The organism is Streptomyces sp. NBC_01549 (genome assembly GCF_026339955.1).
Taxonomy (GTDB): Bacteria; Actinomycetota; Actinomycetes; order Streptomycetales; family Streptomycetaceae; genus Streptomyces.
In genome coordinates this window covers 628260-644371 of the sequence record NZ_JAPEPW010000001.1, presented here as the reverse complement: position 1 = coordinate 644371, position 16112 = coordinate 628260, and the positions used below count along the sequence as shown (strand labels likewise).

The following is a 16112-nucleotide window of genomic DNA, read 5'->3' as shown; positions in this document are numbered from 1 at the left end:
TCATCAGGATCCCCCTTTACGGCCGTGCCCTCAGGCGCGGGTCGCCCAGACGTAGCGATGCTCCGGGCGGCCCGCGTCGCCGTATCTGAGGGTCAGCCTGGCCCGTCCCGTGCGCTCCAGGAGCTTCAGATAGCGCTGGGCGGTCTGCCGGCTCAGTCCGGTCTCCTCGGCGATCTCCTGGGCCGACAGCGGCCCCTCGGCGGTCACCAGCGCCCGTCGGACGAGTTCCGCGGTCGTGGGGGAGTGCCCCTTGGGCAGGTTCGGCTCCGCACTCGCCGACAGGGCGCCGAAAATCCGGTCCACCTGGGCCTGCTCGGCCTCGCCGCCGCCGTCGAGCGTGCGGCGCAGAGCCGCGTACGCCTCGAGCTTGGCGCGCAGGCCCGCGAAGGCGAACGGCTTGACCAGGTACTGGAGGGCGCCCTGCCGCATGGCCGCCTGGACGGTCGAGATGTCGCGGGCCGCGGTCACCATGATGACGTCGGTCTGGTGCCCGCGCCGACGCATCTCCTGGACGACCGCGAGGCCCGTCTCGTCGGGCAGGTAGTGGTCCATCAGGACCAGGTCCAGGTGGGGCAGCGTCTCCATCCGGTGGAGCGCCTCGGCAGCGCTGTGCGCCTCGCCCGCGGCATGGAAGCCGGGCACCTTGTCGACGTACGCGGCGTTCACCCGCGCGACCCGGGTGTCGTCGTCCACGACCAGGACCTCGATCATCGCGACTCCTCCTCGGCGGGCGTGGTGGCGGTGGCATCGGTGGTGTTCCGGGAGAACGTGTCGGGCTGTCGTACGAGTTCCGGTGCGGGCCCGCGGACGGGTTCGCCCTCCGGGCCCGGCACACGGCGTTCGGCCGCCCCGAGGCCGGCGTCCGTGAGGGCCTCCGGCAGCACGACCGTGAACTCCGCGCCCCCTCCGTCGGCCTCCGCCACCTCCGCGCTGCCTCCTTGCCGCTCGGCGAGACGACGTACCAGGGAGAGACCGAGTCCGCGTTTACCGTGCGCCGGTGGCTTCTTGGTGGACCACCCGTCCGTGAAGATCAGCTCCCGCCGCTCCGCCGGAATTCCGGGCCCGGTGTCCCGTACGCGCAGCACGGCCGTTCGTCCCTTGGCGCGCAATTCGACCTCCACGCGCGCGTGCGGTGTGCCCGCGACGGCGTCGAGTGCGTTGTCGACCAGATTGCCCACGACGGTGACCAGCCCCCGAGGGTCGACCAGCCGGTCGGGCAGCCGGGTCCCGTCCGCGATCCAGAGAGCCACCCCGCGCTCGGCCGCCACCGTGGCCTTGCCGACCAGCAGGGCGGCCAGCAGCGGATCGTGGATCTTCTCGGTGACCTGTTCCGCGGTGACCCTGTGGTCGCCGACCACCTCGCCGACGAACTCCACGGCGTCGTCGTACATCTCCAGCTCGAGCAGCCCCAGGACCGTGTGCATCCGGTTGGCGTGCTCGTGGTCCTGTGCGCGCAGGGCGTCGATCAGACCGTGGGTCGAATCGAGCTCACGGCCCAGCTGTTCCAGCTCCGTGCGGTCACGGAGCGTGGCCACGGCGCCGCCGTCGTCCGTGGGCATGCGGTTGGCGACCAGGACGCGCTGGCCGCGCACGGTCAGCAGATCCGTGCCGGTGACCCGTCCGGCCAGTACGTCGGTCGTGCGGCCCGGCCCGAGCAGGTCGTCGAGCGGCTGCCCGATGGCCTCGGCGTCGAGCCCGAGCAGGCGCTGCGCCTCGTCGTTCAGGAGCCTCACGCGGCCGACGCGGTCCAGGGCGATGACCCCCTCCCGAATACCGTGCAGCATCGCCTCGCGTTCCGCGAGCAGCGCCGAGATGTCGGAGAAGGCCAGGTCACGGGTCTGCCGTTGGACTCGTCGGGAGAGCAGATACGCGGCGAACGCACCGACGGCCAGGGCTCCGCCCGCGTAGGCGAAGAGTCCGGGGATCGCGTGGATCAGCCGGGCGCGCACACTGTCGTACTCGATGCCCACCGAGACCGCGCCGATGATGCGCCCGTGGGCGTCGCGCAGGGGTACCTTGCCGCGGGCCGAGCGCCCCAGTGTGCCGCTGTCTATGTCCATGACGTCCCGGCCGGCCAGGGCCTGGCTGGGGTCGGTCGAGACGACCCCGCCGATCTGCGTGGTGTCCTTGTGTGACCAGCGCACCCAGTGTGTGTTCATCACCACGACGTACTCGGCCCCGCTGGCCTTGCGGATCCGCTCCGCGGCGACCTGTACGGGGCCGTTCACGGACGGTATGGACGTCTGCAGGTCTCTGGCGATCTGCGGCTGGGCGGCCGTTGTCTGCGCGATCGCGAGCGCCTGGCGCTTGGCCTGGTCGTCGAGCTGGGCGCTGAGCGGGGCGAGGAACAGCCCGGTCGCGAGGATGGCGACCCCGGCGGCTATCGCCACCTGCATCAGCAGCACCTGCGAGAACACCCGCCGCGGCAGACCGAGGCGCAGTCGTCGTGCGGGGGGAGTGGGGCTCATAGCCATGACGGTACGGGGGAGCGTGCGCCGGGCCGAAGGGAGTGTGGCGTGGATCTCTTGATCGGCGCGTGGGGAAGCCGAGGTCGGCGGGTACGGGACGGCCCGCGCAAGAGCTTTGGTCAGCAGGCCACGGGGATCGCCGCGCGGGGCATCTCCCGTACGGCCACCACGTCCATCCGGGCCGGGGAACCCAGCGCCGAGCCGCAGCTTTCCGGGCGGGGCGGCAATGAGGTGCCCTGCGCCACGATGACGCGCCACAGGCGCCCGTCGGTGTGGGCGACGGTCACGTCCCAGCGCGGCGCCGCGCCGTCCATGCGGACGATGCTGAGGGCTTCCGCGGCATGCTCCCCGGAGGCCCTGCGCACGGCCAGCTCAGCGGCCTGCCCGGGCCGCTCCCACGCGGAGTTGCCACGGCAGCCCTCCGTGACGACGCGGCCCTCCCGCACGTCCTGGAGGATCTCCTTGACGGCGTGGGCCTCGGCCCGCCCGTAGGCGTACCCGTACGGCAGGACGAGCAGCGTAGGCGAGAAGCGGTGACCGCCGAGGTGGGTGACCTCCCACGCGCCCGCCACTCCCGAGGCGGCGAGCTCCGCCGCGAGGGGCCGGCCCAGGAGGGCGCAGCAGCGGTCCCGCTTGCCGTTGGTGCAGACGAGCGCGAGCGGCTCGCCCGTGTGGTGCCGACCCTGGAGCGCCGCGTCGAAGGTGCGCGGGTCTCCCTCGCCGAGCGCGGTGAAGTCCAGGTCGAGCAACCGCTCAGGAGCGCGGGTCGTGGCGGCGTGCAGCCACACGTTGCCCGGGGTGGTGTGAGCCGCGAACACCTGGCGCTCCGCGGATGTACCGCAGTCGGCGTGCCGTCCGGGGCGGCGGATGAGCGCGATCCGCACTCCGGTGTCCCGGGCCGCGGCTTCGAGCGCGCGGCCGAGCTTCGGGTCCAGGTGGCTCGACGTGAGCGCCTTGGCACCCCAGGGGCCCGGCTGTTCGAGGAGCAGCCATGTCCTCGCGGTCGCCGCGGTCCCCGCGAGGGGCTCGTCGAGGTCCCGGGACGCGGTCGTGCACGTACTCACAGAGGTGAGCCTAACCTGACTTCGTCCGGGGTGACTTCCGGCGGTGCGTATGGGGCGCACTTTGGGCGCATTCGGAGCGCTGTGGAGCGCTAGGGGCTCACTTGGGGAGTGGCTGTGGCGGGCGCGCCCCTACGTAGTGGCCGCTCGGGCGCATGCGCAGCGGGCGTTCCTCGTACTCCTCCAGGGTGTGGGCGATCCATCCCGCCGTTCGGGCGACGGCGAAAACCGTCTCTCCCGCGGAGGCGGACATGCCAGAGGAGACCGTGAGCACGGCCAGCGCCAGGTCGACATTGGCGTGCAGGGGGGTGTGCCGGGCGGTGGTGGTCACGATGTCCTGGGCCGCCGCGAGGGCGGGCGCCGCGCCCGGCACCTTCTCCAGGAGGGCGAACAGGGCACGCGCGCGTGGGTCCTCGCCTGGGTAGAGCCGGTGGCCGAGCCCGGGGACACGGCGCCCGGCGCGCAGTTCGTCGGCGACCACGGGGGCCGCGGTGCCCTGGTCGAGGACGTCGAGGAGCAGCCGGTGGGCGAGGCCGCTGGCCGCGCCGTGCAGGGGGCCTTCGAGCACGCCGAGGCCCGCCGAGACGGCGGCGTACGGGTGTGCCCGTGCCGAGGCGGCGACCCGCACCGCGAGCGTCGAGGCGGCCAGGTCGTGGTCGACGAGCAGGCCGAGTGCCGTGTCCAGCACACGCAGTGACGCCTCGTCGGGAGTTCGGCCGGTGAGGCGCCCCCACAGCCGGTGGGCCAGTGGGCCCGCGTCGCGGTGGTCGTGGCGCAGGGGTGGGAGGGCGGCGACGAGGGTGGGGATGAGGGTGCGCGCGGTGCCGAGGACGGCGCTCTGCGAGAGGTCGAAGCGCAGCGGATCGGCGGCCGAGGCGGCGATCGCGGCGACCCGGAGCCGGTCGGTGGGTCCACTGTGCTCGGGCAGCGCGTCGACGGCGCGGCGGGCGGCGGTGACGGACGCCTCCGGGGCGGTGAACGTGACGCCCGGGCGCAGCTCTCCGGTCCACAGCCATTCGGCGATCTCTTCGTAGGAGTGACGCGCGGCCAGTTCGGTCGCGTCGACGCCTCGGTAGTAGTACCGGTCCTTGTCGATGAGGGTGATGCGGGTACGGACGGACAGCTCGCCGCCGGTGCTCGAACTCCCGCCGGAATCACGCTTGTTGCGCCGAGCCAGTGCCTCCACCTCCTTGGCGTCGAAGGTGCTGCCGCGGCCGCCGGGGTCGCGCCGGCTGGTGAGCTGGCCGCGACTCACATACGCGTACACGGTCTCGGGCTTCACACCGAGGAGCTCGGCGGTCTCCCTGGTGCTGAGCCGCCGACCTTCGTGGCCTCCACGGGCTCCATGGCCTTCGCGGCCTTCGTGCGTTGACCCTGCCGGTTCTTGATCCCTCATGGACGCCACCGTATCTGTGTATCGCCATATTGACGCAATCAATATTGACACGGATTGAGTCAAGCATGGATAGTCAAATCAAGTTCAGGGAGGAAATCATGCCGAACAACCGGGCCGTGACCGCACCGTCCATCACCCCTGTCGACGTACCGAGAGGACTCTCGGGCGTCGTAGTCACCGACACCGCGCTCGGTGACGTCAGGGGGCGGGAGGGCTTCTACCACTACCGTCAGTACTCGGCCGTCGAACTCGCTCAGACCCGCGGGTTCGAGGACGTCTGGCATCTGCTGGTCCACGGTGAACTGCCGGACGCGGCGCGCGGTGCGGCCTTCGCCGCACGCACCGCGGCGCTGCGTGGGCTGCCGGACGAGGTGCGCGCGGCGCTGCCCGCGATCGCCGCGGCGACGGGACCGTCCGGACCGCTCGCGGGACTGCGGACCGCGTTGTCACTGCTCGGTGCGTCGTTGGGCTTCCGGCCGGTGTACGACATCGACGTCGTCCGGCGGCGCGCGGACACGCTCGCGGCGTGCGCGGCCGTACCGACGTTGCTCACGGCGCTGTATCGCCTGGGGCAGGGCCTGGAACCGGTCGAACCGCGCGAGGATCTGCCGTACGCCGCGAACTACCTCTACATGCTGACGGGCTCGGAGCCGGACCCGGCGCGGGCCCGGGCGGTCGAGCAGTACTTGATATCAACCATTGATCATGGATTCAATGCGTCAACCTTCACCGCGCGGGTGATCACGTCGACGGGAGCGGACGTGGCCGCGTGTCTGGTGGGTGCGGTCGGGGCGCTGTCCGGGCCACTGCACGGCGGTGCGCCGAGCCGGGCCCTGGACACTCTTGACGCGATCGGCACCTCCGCCCGCATCGACCCCTGGATCCGCGAACGGGTCCTCGCGGGCGATCGCATCATGGGTTTCGGACACGCGGTCTACCGCACCGAGGACCCCCGCTCCCGAATGCTCCACGGCATCGCCCAGCAGTTCGGCGGCCCTCTGGTCGATTTCGCCGTCGAGGTCGAACACCAGGTGGAGGCGATCCTGGCCGAGCTGAAGCCCGGCCGCGAACTCCACACCAACGTGGAGTTCTACGCGGGTGTGGTCATGGAACTCTGTGGTCTCCCGCGGGAGATGTTCACCCCCACCTTCGCCGCGGGCCGCGTCGTCGGCTGGAGCGCCAACATCCTCGAGCAGGCGGAGGACCCGAAGATCATCCGTCCGGCGGCACGGTATGTGGGGAAGCCGGCACCGGCACCGGTTCCCGTCGCCTCTTGACGAGCCATCGGATAACTCATCCCGGGGCGGATCCGCGGCTTGGACTCACTGGCTTGCGGGAGTGCTCGGGGGCTCGAAGTAGTCGCGGGTGAGGAGAGGCGGACCTGTGGCGACAGCAGCCGTGTAAGCCTTCTCCGCGAGGTTGACGAATCGCCGCTGCCGACCATCACGGCCCTCGTTGAGGTAGGCATGCCACGACGGTCCGCTGTTGTGCCAATAGGCGCGGCCGATCTCGCCGCGGAAGTAGTCGCTGAGTATGGCGAGCATGGTGCGGTCGTCCATGAGCCCCAGCTTGTAGTCGCTGCTCCACATGCTGACGATCAAGTTGGCGACGAGGAGCTGTCGCCACCGTTCTTCCGTCATGCGTGTGTTGGGGGGCTCCCAGCACACTTGGTAGGCGGGATCGCTCAGGGTGAGAAGAACCAACTCCCGGTGTGCCGAACGATGGGCTTCCTCGTTTTGTATGTGGGTCTGCCGTGCCTGATAGACGAGGGAAAGTGCCACGCCGATCAGGGCTGCCGCGGAGACGAAGACGGAGACGGCGCCGTACGTCTGGCTGATGTTGCTCAGCAGCCCCCAGTCCAGATCTTTGGGGGCCAGGAAGTCCAACGCGAACGGGGTCGCCAGGATGAGGGCCACGACGGCAATACCGAGGCTGCCCCATTGGAGCCCGTACTGCCTGACGGCTCTGCGGTTGCTTGGCATCCGTCCCCCTGGTGCTGTGGAGCCTCACTGCGCGACGGAGCACCATCTTCGCGGGTCTTCATCATCGCGACAAGCAGGGATCCCGCTGGACAACGGCCTGTCACTATTGCAGTGGCAGACCGTTGTCCGAGCCAGGGGTCCGTCTCACTCACGCGGCCGGAATGTCGGCCTTCGCGCGGACGAGAGTTTCCCGGGTGATGATGACGATGCGCTCGTAGTCTGCACGCGCGGAGTCGGGCGGTAGTTCGCTCTCGAGATCGGCTGTGGCTTCCGTACCGATGACGGCGAAGTTTCCGTCGCTCAGTTCGAAGATGTCAGGGCAGGTTTGCCCAGTGGCGCAGTTGCGCTCCCGAGGGGAGTCTCCGAGTCGACGCACGATCTTCAACGGCGGGTCCTGGTTCAGTCGGGGGGATGGGCCGTGAGGGTGCGCTGGACGCGGCCAGGGCTGATGGCCTTGTTCTCGTGTCCAGCGGGGCGCTCATGAGTGGGCTGCCCTTGTGGGGACGCCGCCTTGCTCAGAGAAGTGCCGCGCTGGTCCATGTGCCTGTTCCGGAGCGGACTGCGGGCAGGCTACCCGGGTGTTAAGCCGGGTGTCCGCAAAGTGCGGCAGGTGCGGATCGCCTGGATGTATCAATTTATCGACAGGTGGTAGGTCATCCGTCACTTGGCCAGCCTGGTTCCCTCCGGCGATCTGGGCGGGCCCTCGCGGGGGGGGGTGCCTCTATGTCCTTCGTCAAGGCACCCCTGTCGGGTTTGGGATGGTTCGGTCTTGCTGGGGTCATGCGGCGAGCTCGACGTCCGCGGGCGTGCGGGATTCGTAGAAGGTGCCGTCGCGGAGCATGGCGAACAGGACGCTGATGCGTTGGCGGGCGAGGCGGAGGAGGGCCTGGGTGTGGGTTTTGCCGCGGGCTCGCTGGCGGTCGTAGTAGGTGCGGGAGGCGGGATCGGCGTTCATGCAGGCGAAGGCGGAGAGGAACATGGCGCGCTTGAGCTGGCGGTTTCCGCCTCGGGGTGCGTGTTCGCCGTGGATCGAGGTTCCCGACGACTTCGTGGTCGGGGCGAGTCCGGCGTAGGAGGCCAGGTGGGCGGCGCTCGGGAAGCTGGTGCCGTCGCCGACGGTGACGAGCAGGACTGCGGCGGTCCTGACGCCGACGCCAGGCATCGACGTCAGGACGGGGGAAGAGGGTGGGCCTCCAGCAGGGCGTTGATCTGGGCTTCCAGGGCCCGGCGCTGTTCGTGGACGGCGGCCAGGGAGTGGGCCAGGGACGGGATCACGATGTCGAGGGTGCCGGTCCCGGGCACGACCACGGTCTGCTCGTCGAGGGCGTCGAAGACCTCGTCGATCAGCCGCGCGGCCATGCGCGGGGCCTTGGGCCGGATGACCTCGACGAGTCTGCGGCGGCCGGCCTTGCGCAGTGCGGCGGGGGAACCGTAGCGCTCCAGCAGCCAGGTGACGGCCTGGTGGTCGAGGCGAGGGCCCAGGACGCGCTCCAGGCTGGGGTGGAACTGGGTGAGCAGGCCGCGTATCCGGTTGGACGTGCGGGTGGCCTCGGCCGCGAGGTCCTGGTCGAAGCCGACGAGGACCGTGAGTTCGGCGGTGATCGCGTCGGTGAGTTCCAGCGAGCGCAGGGTGTGCGGCATGGTGCGGGCCGCATCCGCGATGACCGCAGCGTCCTTCGCATCGGTCTTGGCCTCGCCCGGATACAGGTCGGCGATCCGCCGCATTGCGAGTCCGGGCAGGTAGGCAACCTTGCAGCCCGCGTCCCGGGCGACCGTGAGCGGGAGGGCTCCGATGGATGCGGGCTGGTCCACGATCACCAGTACGGTGCCGAACTTCGCGGCCAGTTTGTCGAACACGGCCCGCAGTTTCGGCTCGCTGTTGGGCAGCTGCTTGTCGAAGACCTTCTTGCCGGCCGGAGTCAGCCCGTGCCCGTGATGAGAGCTCTTTCCGACGTCCAGGCCGAGGAACACGCCCACGTCTTCGGTGTCGAACATCGCGCCCTTCCAGGAGAGTTGAACGTGCCGGCCTCGGCGGTGGTGTCGTACGCGCGCATCCACGTTATGCAGACCTGCCGCCCGCGAGCTGTCCGGCATTGCGCCGGACCGGGTGGTGGCCGGACCTCTCATCAGCGTCTCCGACGGCACCTCCCGGGCCCGGTGACACCACCCCCCAGGTCATGCCTTCGACAGGGGGACACAGTCATGCCGGGCCCGGAGGCCAGCGGCCCTCTTGCAGGACCGCGGAAAACATAACGGGGGGAATCGATACTTCGTGGTGCTTGGCATTTCCTGATGTCACCGAGCGGCTCTGATCGGCGGAGAGGAGGCGCACGGAGGGAAGTGCGGGTCGCGTTTCCCGGCGCCATGCCCAACGTGTGCCCCGCGAGCGCCGCTAACAATCGTTCACTTCGCGCGGATTCCTCCCGCTCGTATCCTTGGTCGGCAGTCATTCCCCGTACGAGCGCCGGTCTACGAGCCGTCCTCGCCCAAGAGCCGGTTCATGAGCCGGTGCACGCGTCGGTGTGAAAGAGGTCGCCCGTTGAGCCAGCCAAGCCCGCAGCAGGTCCCCACCGACCAGAGCACCCGTGACCAGGTCTCCATCGAGGTGACTTCCGCCACGCAGATCCCGGTCATCGTCCTCGCCGGCTTCCTCGGCTCAGGAAAGACCACCCTGCTCAACCACCTCCTGCACCGCGGCGGAGGCAGCCGTATCGGCGCCGTCGTCAACGACTTCGGGGCGATCGAGATCGACGCGATGGCCGTGGCCGGGGCGCTCGGCGACTCGACCGTCTCGCTGGGAAACGGATGCCTGTGCTGCGCAGTTGACGCGAGCGAGCTCGACGAGTATCTCGAGCGGCTGACCCGGCCCTCGGCCCGTATCGACGTCATCGTCATCGAGGCGAGCGGCCTCGCCGAGCCCCAGGAGCTCGTGCGGATGGTGCTGGCCAGTGAGCATCCCCGGATCGTCTACGGCGGGCTCGTCGAGGTGGTCGACGCGGCCGAGTTCGACGGTACGCGCGAGAAGCATCCTGAGATCGACCGGCATCTCGCCCTCGCCGACCTCGTCGTCGTCAACAAGATCGACCGCGCCGACGACGGCGAGCGCGTGCTGCGCACCGTACGGGAGCTCGTCGACCGGGCCGCCGTCGTGCCGGCCACCTACGGCCGGGTGGACCCCGAGTTCCTCTTCGACCGCAGGCCGAACGAGGAGCGTATCGGGCAGCTGTCCTTCGACGACCTCCACCGGCACGACGAGGGCGATCCCCACGGGCACCACGACCACCTGCACTCCGCCTACGAATCGCTGTCCTTCACCTCCGAAGTGCCGCTCGAGCCCCGGAAGTTGATGGACTTCCTCGACAGCAGGCCCGAAGGGCTCTACCGCATCAAGGGGTACGTCGACTTCGGCGCCCACGACCACCGCAACCGCTACTCCGTGCACGCCGTCGGGCGGTTCCTGCGCTTCTACCCGGAGCCCTGGGCCGCCTCCGACGTGCGGCTGACACAGCTCGTGCTCATCGGCTCGGGCATCGACGCGCCCGCCCTCGGCAAGGAACTGGAGGCGTGCGAAGAGGACGCCCCACACGCCGACGAACACAGCATGTGGGGCGTCCTCCGCTACGTTCAGGACAACCACGTTCAGGACGGCCAGGTTCAGGACGCCCACGTACAGGACGAGGAGCCCGACGGTCTCGAAGAGACCGGTTGATCTACACGGGGCCCGCCACCACCGACACCGTCTTCGCCAGGGACACGCCCGAGCCGTCGCGGCGCGGGTCGATCTCCGGCAGCTCGGCCGGTGTGCCGTTCTTCTGCGCGGCCCGCGCCGGAGCCGCGCCCGCCCAGGCCAGCGAGAGGCAGTCCTCGCCCTTGAGGAACCGCTGGCAGCGCACGCCACCTGTGGCGCGGCCCTTGCGCGGGTACTGGTCGAAGGGCGTCAGCTTGGCCGTGGTCTGGACGGAGTCGTCCAGGGTGCCGCGCGAGCCCGCCACCGTGAAGACCACCGCGTCCACCGCCGGGTCGACGACGGTGAAGGAGATCACCTTCGCGCCCTCGGTGAGCTTGATGCCCGCCATGCCACCCGCCGCCCGGCCCTGCGGGCGGACCTGCGAGGCCTGGTAGCGCAGCAGCTGGGCGTCGTCGGTGATGAAGACCAGGTCCTCCTCGCCGGTGCGCAGCTCGACCGCGCCGACGATCCTGTCCCCGTCCTTGAGGGTGATGACCTCCAACTCCTCCTTGTTCGAGGGGTAGTCGGGGACCACACGCTTCACGACACCCTGCTCGGTGCCGATCGCCAGGCCGGGCGAGGACTCGTCGAGCGTCGTGAGACAGACCACCGTCTCGTCCGGCTCCAGCGAGGACAGGAACTCCGGGATCGGCGCGCCTCCGGAGAGGTTGGGCGCCGACGCCGTCTCCGGCAGCTGCGGCAGGTCGATCACGTTCAGCCGGAGCAGGCGGCCCGAGGACGTGACCGCGCCGATCTCGCCGCGGGCCGTCGCCGACACCGCGGAGACGATCAGGTCGTGCTTGGTGCGCTTGGCGTCCTCGGCCTCCCCGAAGGGGGCGCCATTGGCCGTACGGGCCAGCAGGCCCGTCGAGGACAGCAGCACCCGGCACGGGTCGTCGGCCACCTGGAGAGAGACCGTCGCGGCGGGGGTGCCCGCGGACTCCAGGAGCACCGTGCGCCGGTCGGTGCCGAACTTCTTGGCGACCGCGGCCAGTTCCGCGGAGACCAGCTTGCGCAGCTCCGCGTCCGAGTCGAGGATGCCGGTCAGCTCGTCGATCTCTCCGTTGAGCCGGTCGCGCTCCGACTCCAGCTCGATGCGGTCGAACCTGGTCAGACGGCGCAGCGGCGTGTCCAGGATGTACTGCGTCTGGATCTCGGAGAGCGAGAAGTGCTCGATGAGGCGCTCCTTCGCCTGCGCCGAGTTGTCGCTGGAGCGGATGAGGCGGATGACCTCGTCGATGTCCAGGAGGGCGACGAGGAGGCCCTCGACCAGGTGGAGACGGTCGCGCTTCTTGCCGCGGCGGAACTCACTGCGGCGGCGCACGACGTTGAAACGGTGGTCGAGGTAGACCTCGAGGAGCTCCTTGAGGCCCAGGGTGAGCGGCTGGCCGTCCACCAGTGCCACGTTGTTGATGCCGAAGGACTCCTCCATCGGCGTCAGCTTGTAGAGCTGCTCCAGGACCGCCTCCGGCACGAAGCCGTTCTTGATCTCGATGACCAGTCGCAGTCCGTGCGAACGGTCGGTGAGGTCCTTCACATCGGCGATGCCCTGCAGTTTCTTGGCGTTGACCAGGTCCTTGATCTTGCTGATCACCTTCTCCGGACCGACGGTGAAGGGCAGCTCGGTGACGACCAGGCCCTTGCGGCGCGCCGTGACGTCCTCCACCGCCACCGTGGCACGGATCTTGAAGGTGCCGCGGCCCGACTCGTAGGCGTCCCTGATCCCGGTCAGGCCGACGATCCGGCCGCCCGTGGGCAGGTCGGGGCCCGGTACGTACTTCATCAGCGTGTCCAGGTCGGCGCCCGGATAGCGGATCAGGTGGCGGGCGGCCGCGATGACCTCGCCGAGGTTGTGCGGCGGCATGTTCGTCGCCATACCGACGGCGATCCCGGACGATCCGTTGACCAGCAGGTTCGGATACGCCGCCGGGAGGACGTCGGGCTCCTGCTCCTGGCCGTCGTAGTTCGGCGTGAAATCGACCGTGTCCTCGTCGATGGACTCGGTCATCAGTGACGTGGCGTCGGCCATCCGGCACTCGGTGTAACGCATGGCGGCCGGCGGGTCGTCATTGCCGAGCGAGCCGAAGTTGCCGTGGCCATCGACCAGCGGCAGGCGCATGGAGAAGGGCTGGGCCAGGCGCACCAGCGCGTCGTAGATCGACGCGTCGCCGTGCGGGTGGAGCTTACCCATGACCTCGCCGACGACGCGGGCGCACTTCACATACCCGCGGTCGGGGCGCAGCCCCATCTCGTTCATCTGGTACACGATGCGGCGGTGCACGGGCTTGAGGCCGTCACGGGCGTCCGGCAGGGCTCGCGAATAGATGACCGAGTACGCGTATTCGAGGAAGGAGCCCTGCATCTCGTCCACGACGTCGATGTCGAGGATCTTCTCCTCGTACGAGTCGTCGGGCGGCGGGGTCTTCGTGCTGCGGCGGGCCATCGCTGCTGCGGCTCCTTCACAGTCTCTGCCGGGGCATGAACGGGTTCTGACGCGCACCATTGTGGACCGCCGCACTGACAACGCCGACCGCGACCCGTCCATAGGGGCTTCCCGGAGCCCGGTTCCGATCGCTCACGGCGAACGGAAGTCCGGCCTCCCACCTCAGGAATTCTCGCTCTCGGCGTACGAGGTGCGGGAACTTCGCCACCTGTCGGCGCGCTTGCATACAGTGGCAGGACCGGCAGGAATTCTGCAGTTTCCGCGATCGAAGGGACGTACATGCCCATGGGTCACACGGCCACAGCTGAGGCAGGCTCCGGCGGCCTGACAGCGACCGAGCACCGCCTGGCCAACGGCCTGCGCGTGGTGCTCTCCGAGGACCATCTGACCCCGGTCGCGGCGGTGTGCCTCTGGTACGACGTCGGCTCACGGCACGAGGTCAAGGGCCGTACCGGCCTTGCTCACCTTTTCGAGCACTTGATGTTCCAGGGCTCGGGCCAGGTGAAGGGCAACGGCCACTTCGAACTGGTGCAGGGCGCGGGTGGCTCCCTCAACGGAACGACCAGTTTCGAGCGCACCAACTACTTCGAGACGATGCCCGCCCACCAGCTGGAGCTCGCGCTCTGGTTGGAGGCCGACCGCATGGGCTCGCTGCTGGCCGCGCTCGACGACGAGTCCATGGAGAACCAGCGGGACGTCGTCAAGAACGAGCGCCGCCAGCGCTACGACAACGTGCCCTACGGCACCGCTTTCGAGAAGCTGACCGCGCTCGCGTACCCCGAGGGCCACCCCTACCACCACACCCCGATCGGGTCCATGGCGGACCTGGACGCGGCGACCCTGGAGGACGCCCGCGCCTTCTTCCGCACCTACTACGCGCCGAACAACGCGGTGCTCTCCGTGGTCGGGGACATCGATCCGGAGCGGACGCTCGCCTGGGTCGAGAAGTACTTCGGCTCCATCCCCGGGCACGACGGCAAGCCCGCCCCGCGCGACGGCTCGCTGCCCGAGGTCATCGGCGAGCAGGTGCGCGAGGTCGTCGAGGAGGAGGTCCCGGCGCGCGCCCTGATGGCCGCCTACCGGCTCCCGGAGGACGGCACGCGCGCGGCCGACGCGGCCGACGTGGCGCTCACCATCATCGGTGGCGGCGAGTCGTCCCGGCTCTACAACCGGCTCGTACGCCGCGACCGTACCGCCGTCGCGGCCGGGTTCGGGGTGCTGCGGCTCGCCGGAGCGCCCTCCCTGGGCTGGCTGGACGTGAAGACGTCCGGTGACGTCGAGGTCCCGGTGATCGAGTCCGCCGTCGACGAGGAGCTCGCCCGGTTCGCCGAGGAGGGCCCCACGGACGAGGAAATGGAGCGCGCCCAGGCCCAGTTGGAGCGCGAGTGGCTGGACCGGCTGGGCACGGTCGCGGGCCGCGCCGACGAACTGTGCCGGTACGCGGTCCTGTTCGGCGACCCCCAGCTCGCCCTGACGGCCGTACAGCGCGTCCTGGACATCACGGCCCAGGAGGTCAAGGAGGTCGCCAAGTCCCGTCTGCGCCCCGACAACCGCGCGGTGCTCGTGTACGAGCCGATCGCTGCCGACACCACCGAAGAGGACGAGGAGGCGGCGAAGTGACCGAGCTCGCCACCATGGACTTCCACCCGCAGCCCCAGGCCGGCCGGCCCAAGCCCTGGGCCTTCCCGGCGCCCGAGCGCGGCACGCTGGACAACGGCCTGACCGTGCTGCGCTGCCACCGCCCCGGCCAGCAGGTCGTCGCCGTCGAGGTGCTGCTCGCCGCGCCGCTGGAGGCCGAGCCCGCAGGCCTCGACGGCGTCGCCACGATCATGGCGCGCGCCTTCTCCGAGGGCACCGACAAGCTCTCCGCCGAGGAGTTCGCCGCGGAGCTGGAGCGCTGCGGCGCCACTCTCGACGCGCACGCCGACCACCCCGGCGTACGGCTGTCGCTCGAAGTGCCCGTCTCGCGCCTGCCCAAGGCGCTCGGTCTGCTCGCCGACGCCCTGGCGGCACCGGCGTTCGCGGACAGCGAGGTCGAGCGACTGGTGCGCAACCGGCTCGACGAGATCCCGCACGAGACGGCCAACCCGGCCCGCCGCGCCGCCAAGGAGCTCTCCAAGGAGCTGTTCCCGGCGACCTCGCGCATGTCGCGCCCGCGCCAGGGCACCGAGGAAACCGTCCAGAAGATCGACTCGGCGGCCGTCCGCGCCTTCTACGACAAGCACGTGCGCCCCGCCACGGCCACCACCGTGATCGTCGGCGACCTGACCGGCGTGGACCTCGACGAGCTGCTCGCCGAGACGCTCGGCGACTGGACCGGCTCGTCCGGCGAGCCGCGCCCCGTGCCGTCGGTCACCGCCGACGACACCGGCCGCGTGATCATCGTGGACCGCCCCGGCGCGGTCCAGACGCAGCTGCTCATCGGCCGCGTCGGCGCCGACCGGCACGACCGTGTGTGGCCCGCCCAGGTGCTCGGCACGTACTGCCTCGGCGGCACCCTCACCTCGCGTCTGGACCGCGTCCTGCGCGAGGAGAAGGGCTACACCTACGGTGTGCGGGCGTTCGGCCAGGTCCTGCGGGCCGCTCCGGACGGAACCGGTATCGCGATGCTCGCCATCAGCGGTTCCGTGGACACCCCGAACACCGGCCCGGCGCTCGACGACCTCTGGAAGGTGCTGCGCACCCTCGCTGCCGAGGGGCTGACGGACGCCGAGCGCGACATCGCCGTGCAGAACCTGGTGGGGGTGGCGCCCCTCAAGTTCGAGACCGCGGCGGCCGTCGCGGGCACGCTCGCGGACCAGGTCGAGCAGTACCTGCCGGACGACTACCAGGCGACGCTGTACCAGCAGCTCGCCGCGACCGGCACCGTGGAGGCCACCGCGGCCGCCGTGAACGCGTTCCCGGTGGACCGTCTGGTGACCGTCCTCGTCGGTGACGCCGCGCAGATCCAGGAGCCCGTCAAGGCCCTCGGAATCGGTCAAGTGACCGTCGTGTCGGCGGAGTAGAGGCTCAACAGAGGCCGGCGGGAGGCCGGC

At 70.1% G+C, this 16112-nt stretch carries 11 protein-coding genes and 1 pseudogene; 4 read left to right on the top strand and 8 right to left on the bottom strand.

Annotated elements, in window-relative coordinates; all coding sequences use genetic code 11:
• Positions 1–30 precede the first annotated feature (30 nt).
• The 4 genes from OG819_RS02705 to OG819_RS02690 all read right to left on the bottom strand — a co-directional run bounded on the left by OG819_RS02705 (position 31) and on the right by OG819_RS02690 (position 4925).
• Positions 31–711 (bottom strand): response regulator, encoded by a 681-nt coding sequence (locus OG819_RS02705; protein ID WP_266586557.1) that lies wholly within the window; start codon positions 709–711, stop codon positions 31–33.
• Positions 708–2468: a sensor histidine kinase gene (locus tag OG819_RS02700; protein ID WP_266629493.1), complete on the bottom strand. Its 1761-nt coding sequence runs from the start codon at positions 2466–2468 to the stop codon at positions 708–710. The genes OG819_RS02705 and OG819_RS02700 overlap by 4 nt, the downstream gene beginning before the upstream one ends.
• A gap of 119 nt (positions 2469–2587) precedes the next feature.
• Positions 2588–3532: a sucrase ferredoxin gene (locus OG819_RS02695; protein ID WP_266647842.1), complete on the bottom strand. Its 945-nt coding sequence runs from the start codon at positions 3530–3532 to the stop codon at positions 2588–2590.
• 97 nt (positions 3533–3629) lie between these two features.
• On the bottom strand, positions 3630–4925 hold the full coding sequence (locus OG819_RS02690; protein ID WP_266647836.1) for a citrate synthase: 1296 nt from the start codon (positions 4923–4925) through the stop codon (positions 3630–3632).
• Positions 4926–5023: 98 nt separating this feature from the next.
• On the opposite strand from OG819_RS02690, the gene OG819_RS02685 reads away from it, so the two are divergent.
• Positions 5024–6202: a citrate synthase/methylcitrate synthase gene (locus OG819_RS02685; RefSeq protein ID WP_266647834.1), complete on the top strand. Its 1179-nt coding sequence runs from the start codon at positions 5024–5026 to the stop codon at positions 6200–6202.
• A 45-nt stretch (positions 6203–6247) separates the two neighbouring features.
• On the opposite strand, the gene OG819_RS02680 is transcribed toward OG819_RS02685, so the two are convergent.
• The 3 genes and pseudogenes from OG819_RS02680 to OG819_RS02670 all read right to left on the bottom strand — a co-directional run bounded on the left by OG819_RS02680 (position 6248) and on the right by OG819_RS02670 (position 8902).
• Entirely contained in the window at positions 6248–6907 is a 660-nt protein-coding gene (locus OG819_RS02680) for a DUF6082 family protein (RefSeq protein WP_266647832.1), read from the bottom strand.
• Positions 6908–7055: 148 nt separating this feature from the next.
• Positions 7056–7292 (bottom strand): hypothetical protein, encoded by a 237-nt coding sequence (locus OG819_RS02675; protein ID WP_266647830.1) that lies wholly within the window; start codon positions 7290–7292, stop codon positions 7056–7058.
• A gap of 393 nt (positions 7293–7685) precedes the next feature.
• Positions 7686–8902: pseudogene (locus OG819_RS02670) on the bottom strand (IS110 family transposase).
• Between the two features lie 604 nt (positions 8903–9506).
• On the opposite strand from OG819_RS02670, the gene OG819_RS02665 reads away from it, so the two are divergent.
• Positions 9507–10616 (top strand): GTP-binding protein, encoded by a 1110-nt coding sequence (locus OG819_RS02665; protein WP_266652546.1) that lies wholly within the window; start codon positions 9507–9509, stop codon positions 10614–10616.
• A 1-nt stretch (position 10617) separates the two neighbouring features.
• On the opposite strand, the gene OG819_RS02660 is transcribed toward OG819_RS02665, so the two are convergent.
• On the bottom strand, positions 10618–13077 hold the full coding sequence (locus OG819_RS02660) for a DNA topoisomerase (ATP-hydrolyzing) subunit A (protein WP_266629503.1): 2460 nt from the start codon (positions 13075–13077) through the stop codon (positions 10618–10620).
• A 279-nt stretch (positions 13078–13356) separates the two neighbouring features.
• Between OG819_RS02660 and OG819_RS02655 the strand changes: the two genes are divergently transcribed.
• Positions 13357–14697: a pitrilysin family protein gene (locus tag OG819_RS02655; RefSeq protein WP_266647828.1), complete on the top strand. Its 1341-nt coding sequence runs from the start codon at positions 13357–13359 to the stop codon at positions 14695–14697.
• Positions 14694–16082 carry a pitrilysin family protein gene (locus OG819_RS02650; RefSeq protein ID WP_266586574.1) on the top strand — a complete coding sequence of 463 codons (1389 nt, stop codon included), beginning with the start codon at positions 14694–14696 and terminating at the stop codon, positions 16080–16082. Before OG819_RS02655 ends, OG819_RS02650 begins: the two co-directional genes overlap by 4 nt.
• The last annotated feature ends 30 nt before the right edge of the window (positions 16083–16112 follow it).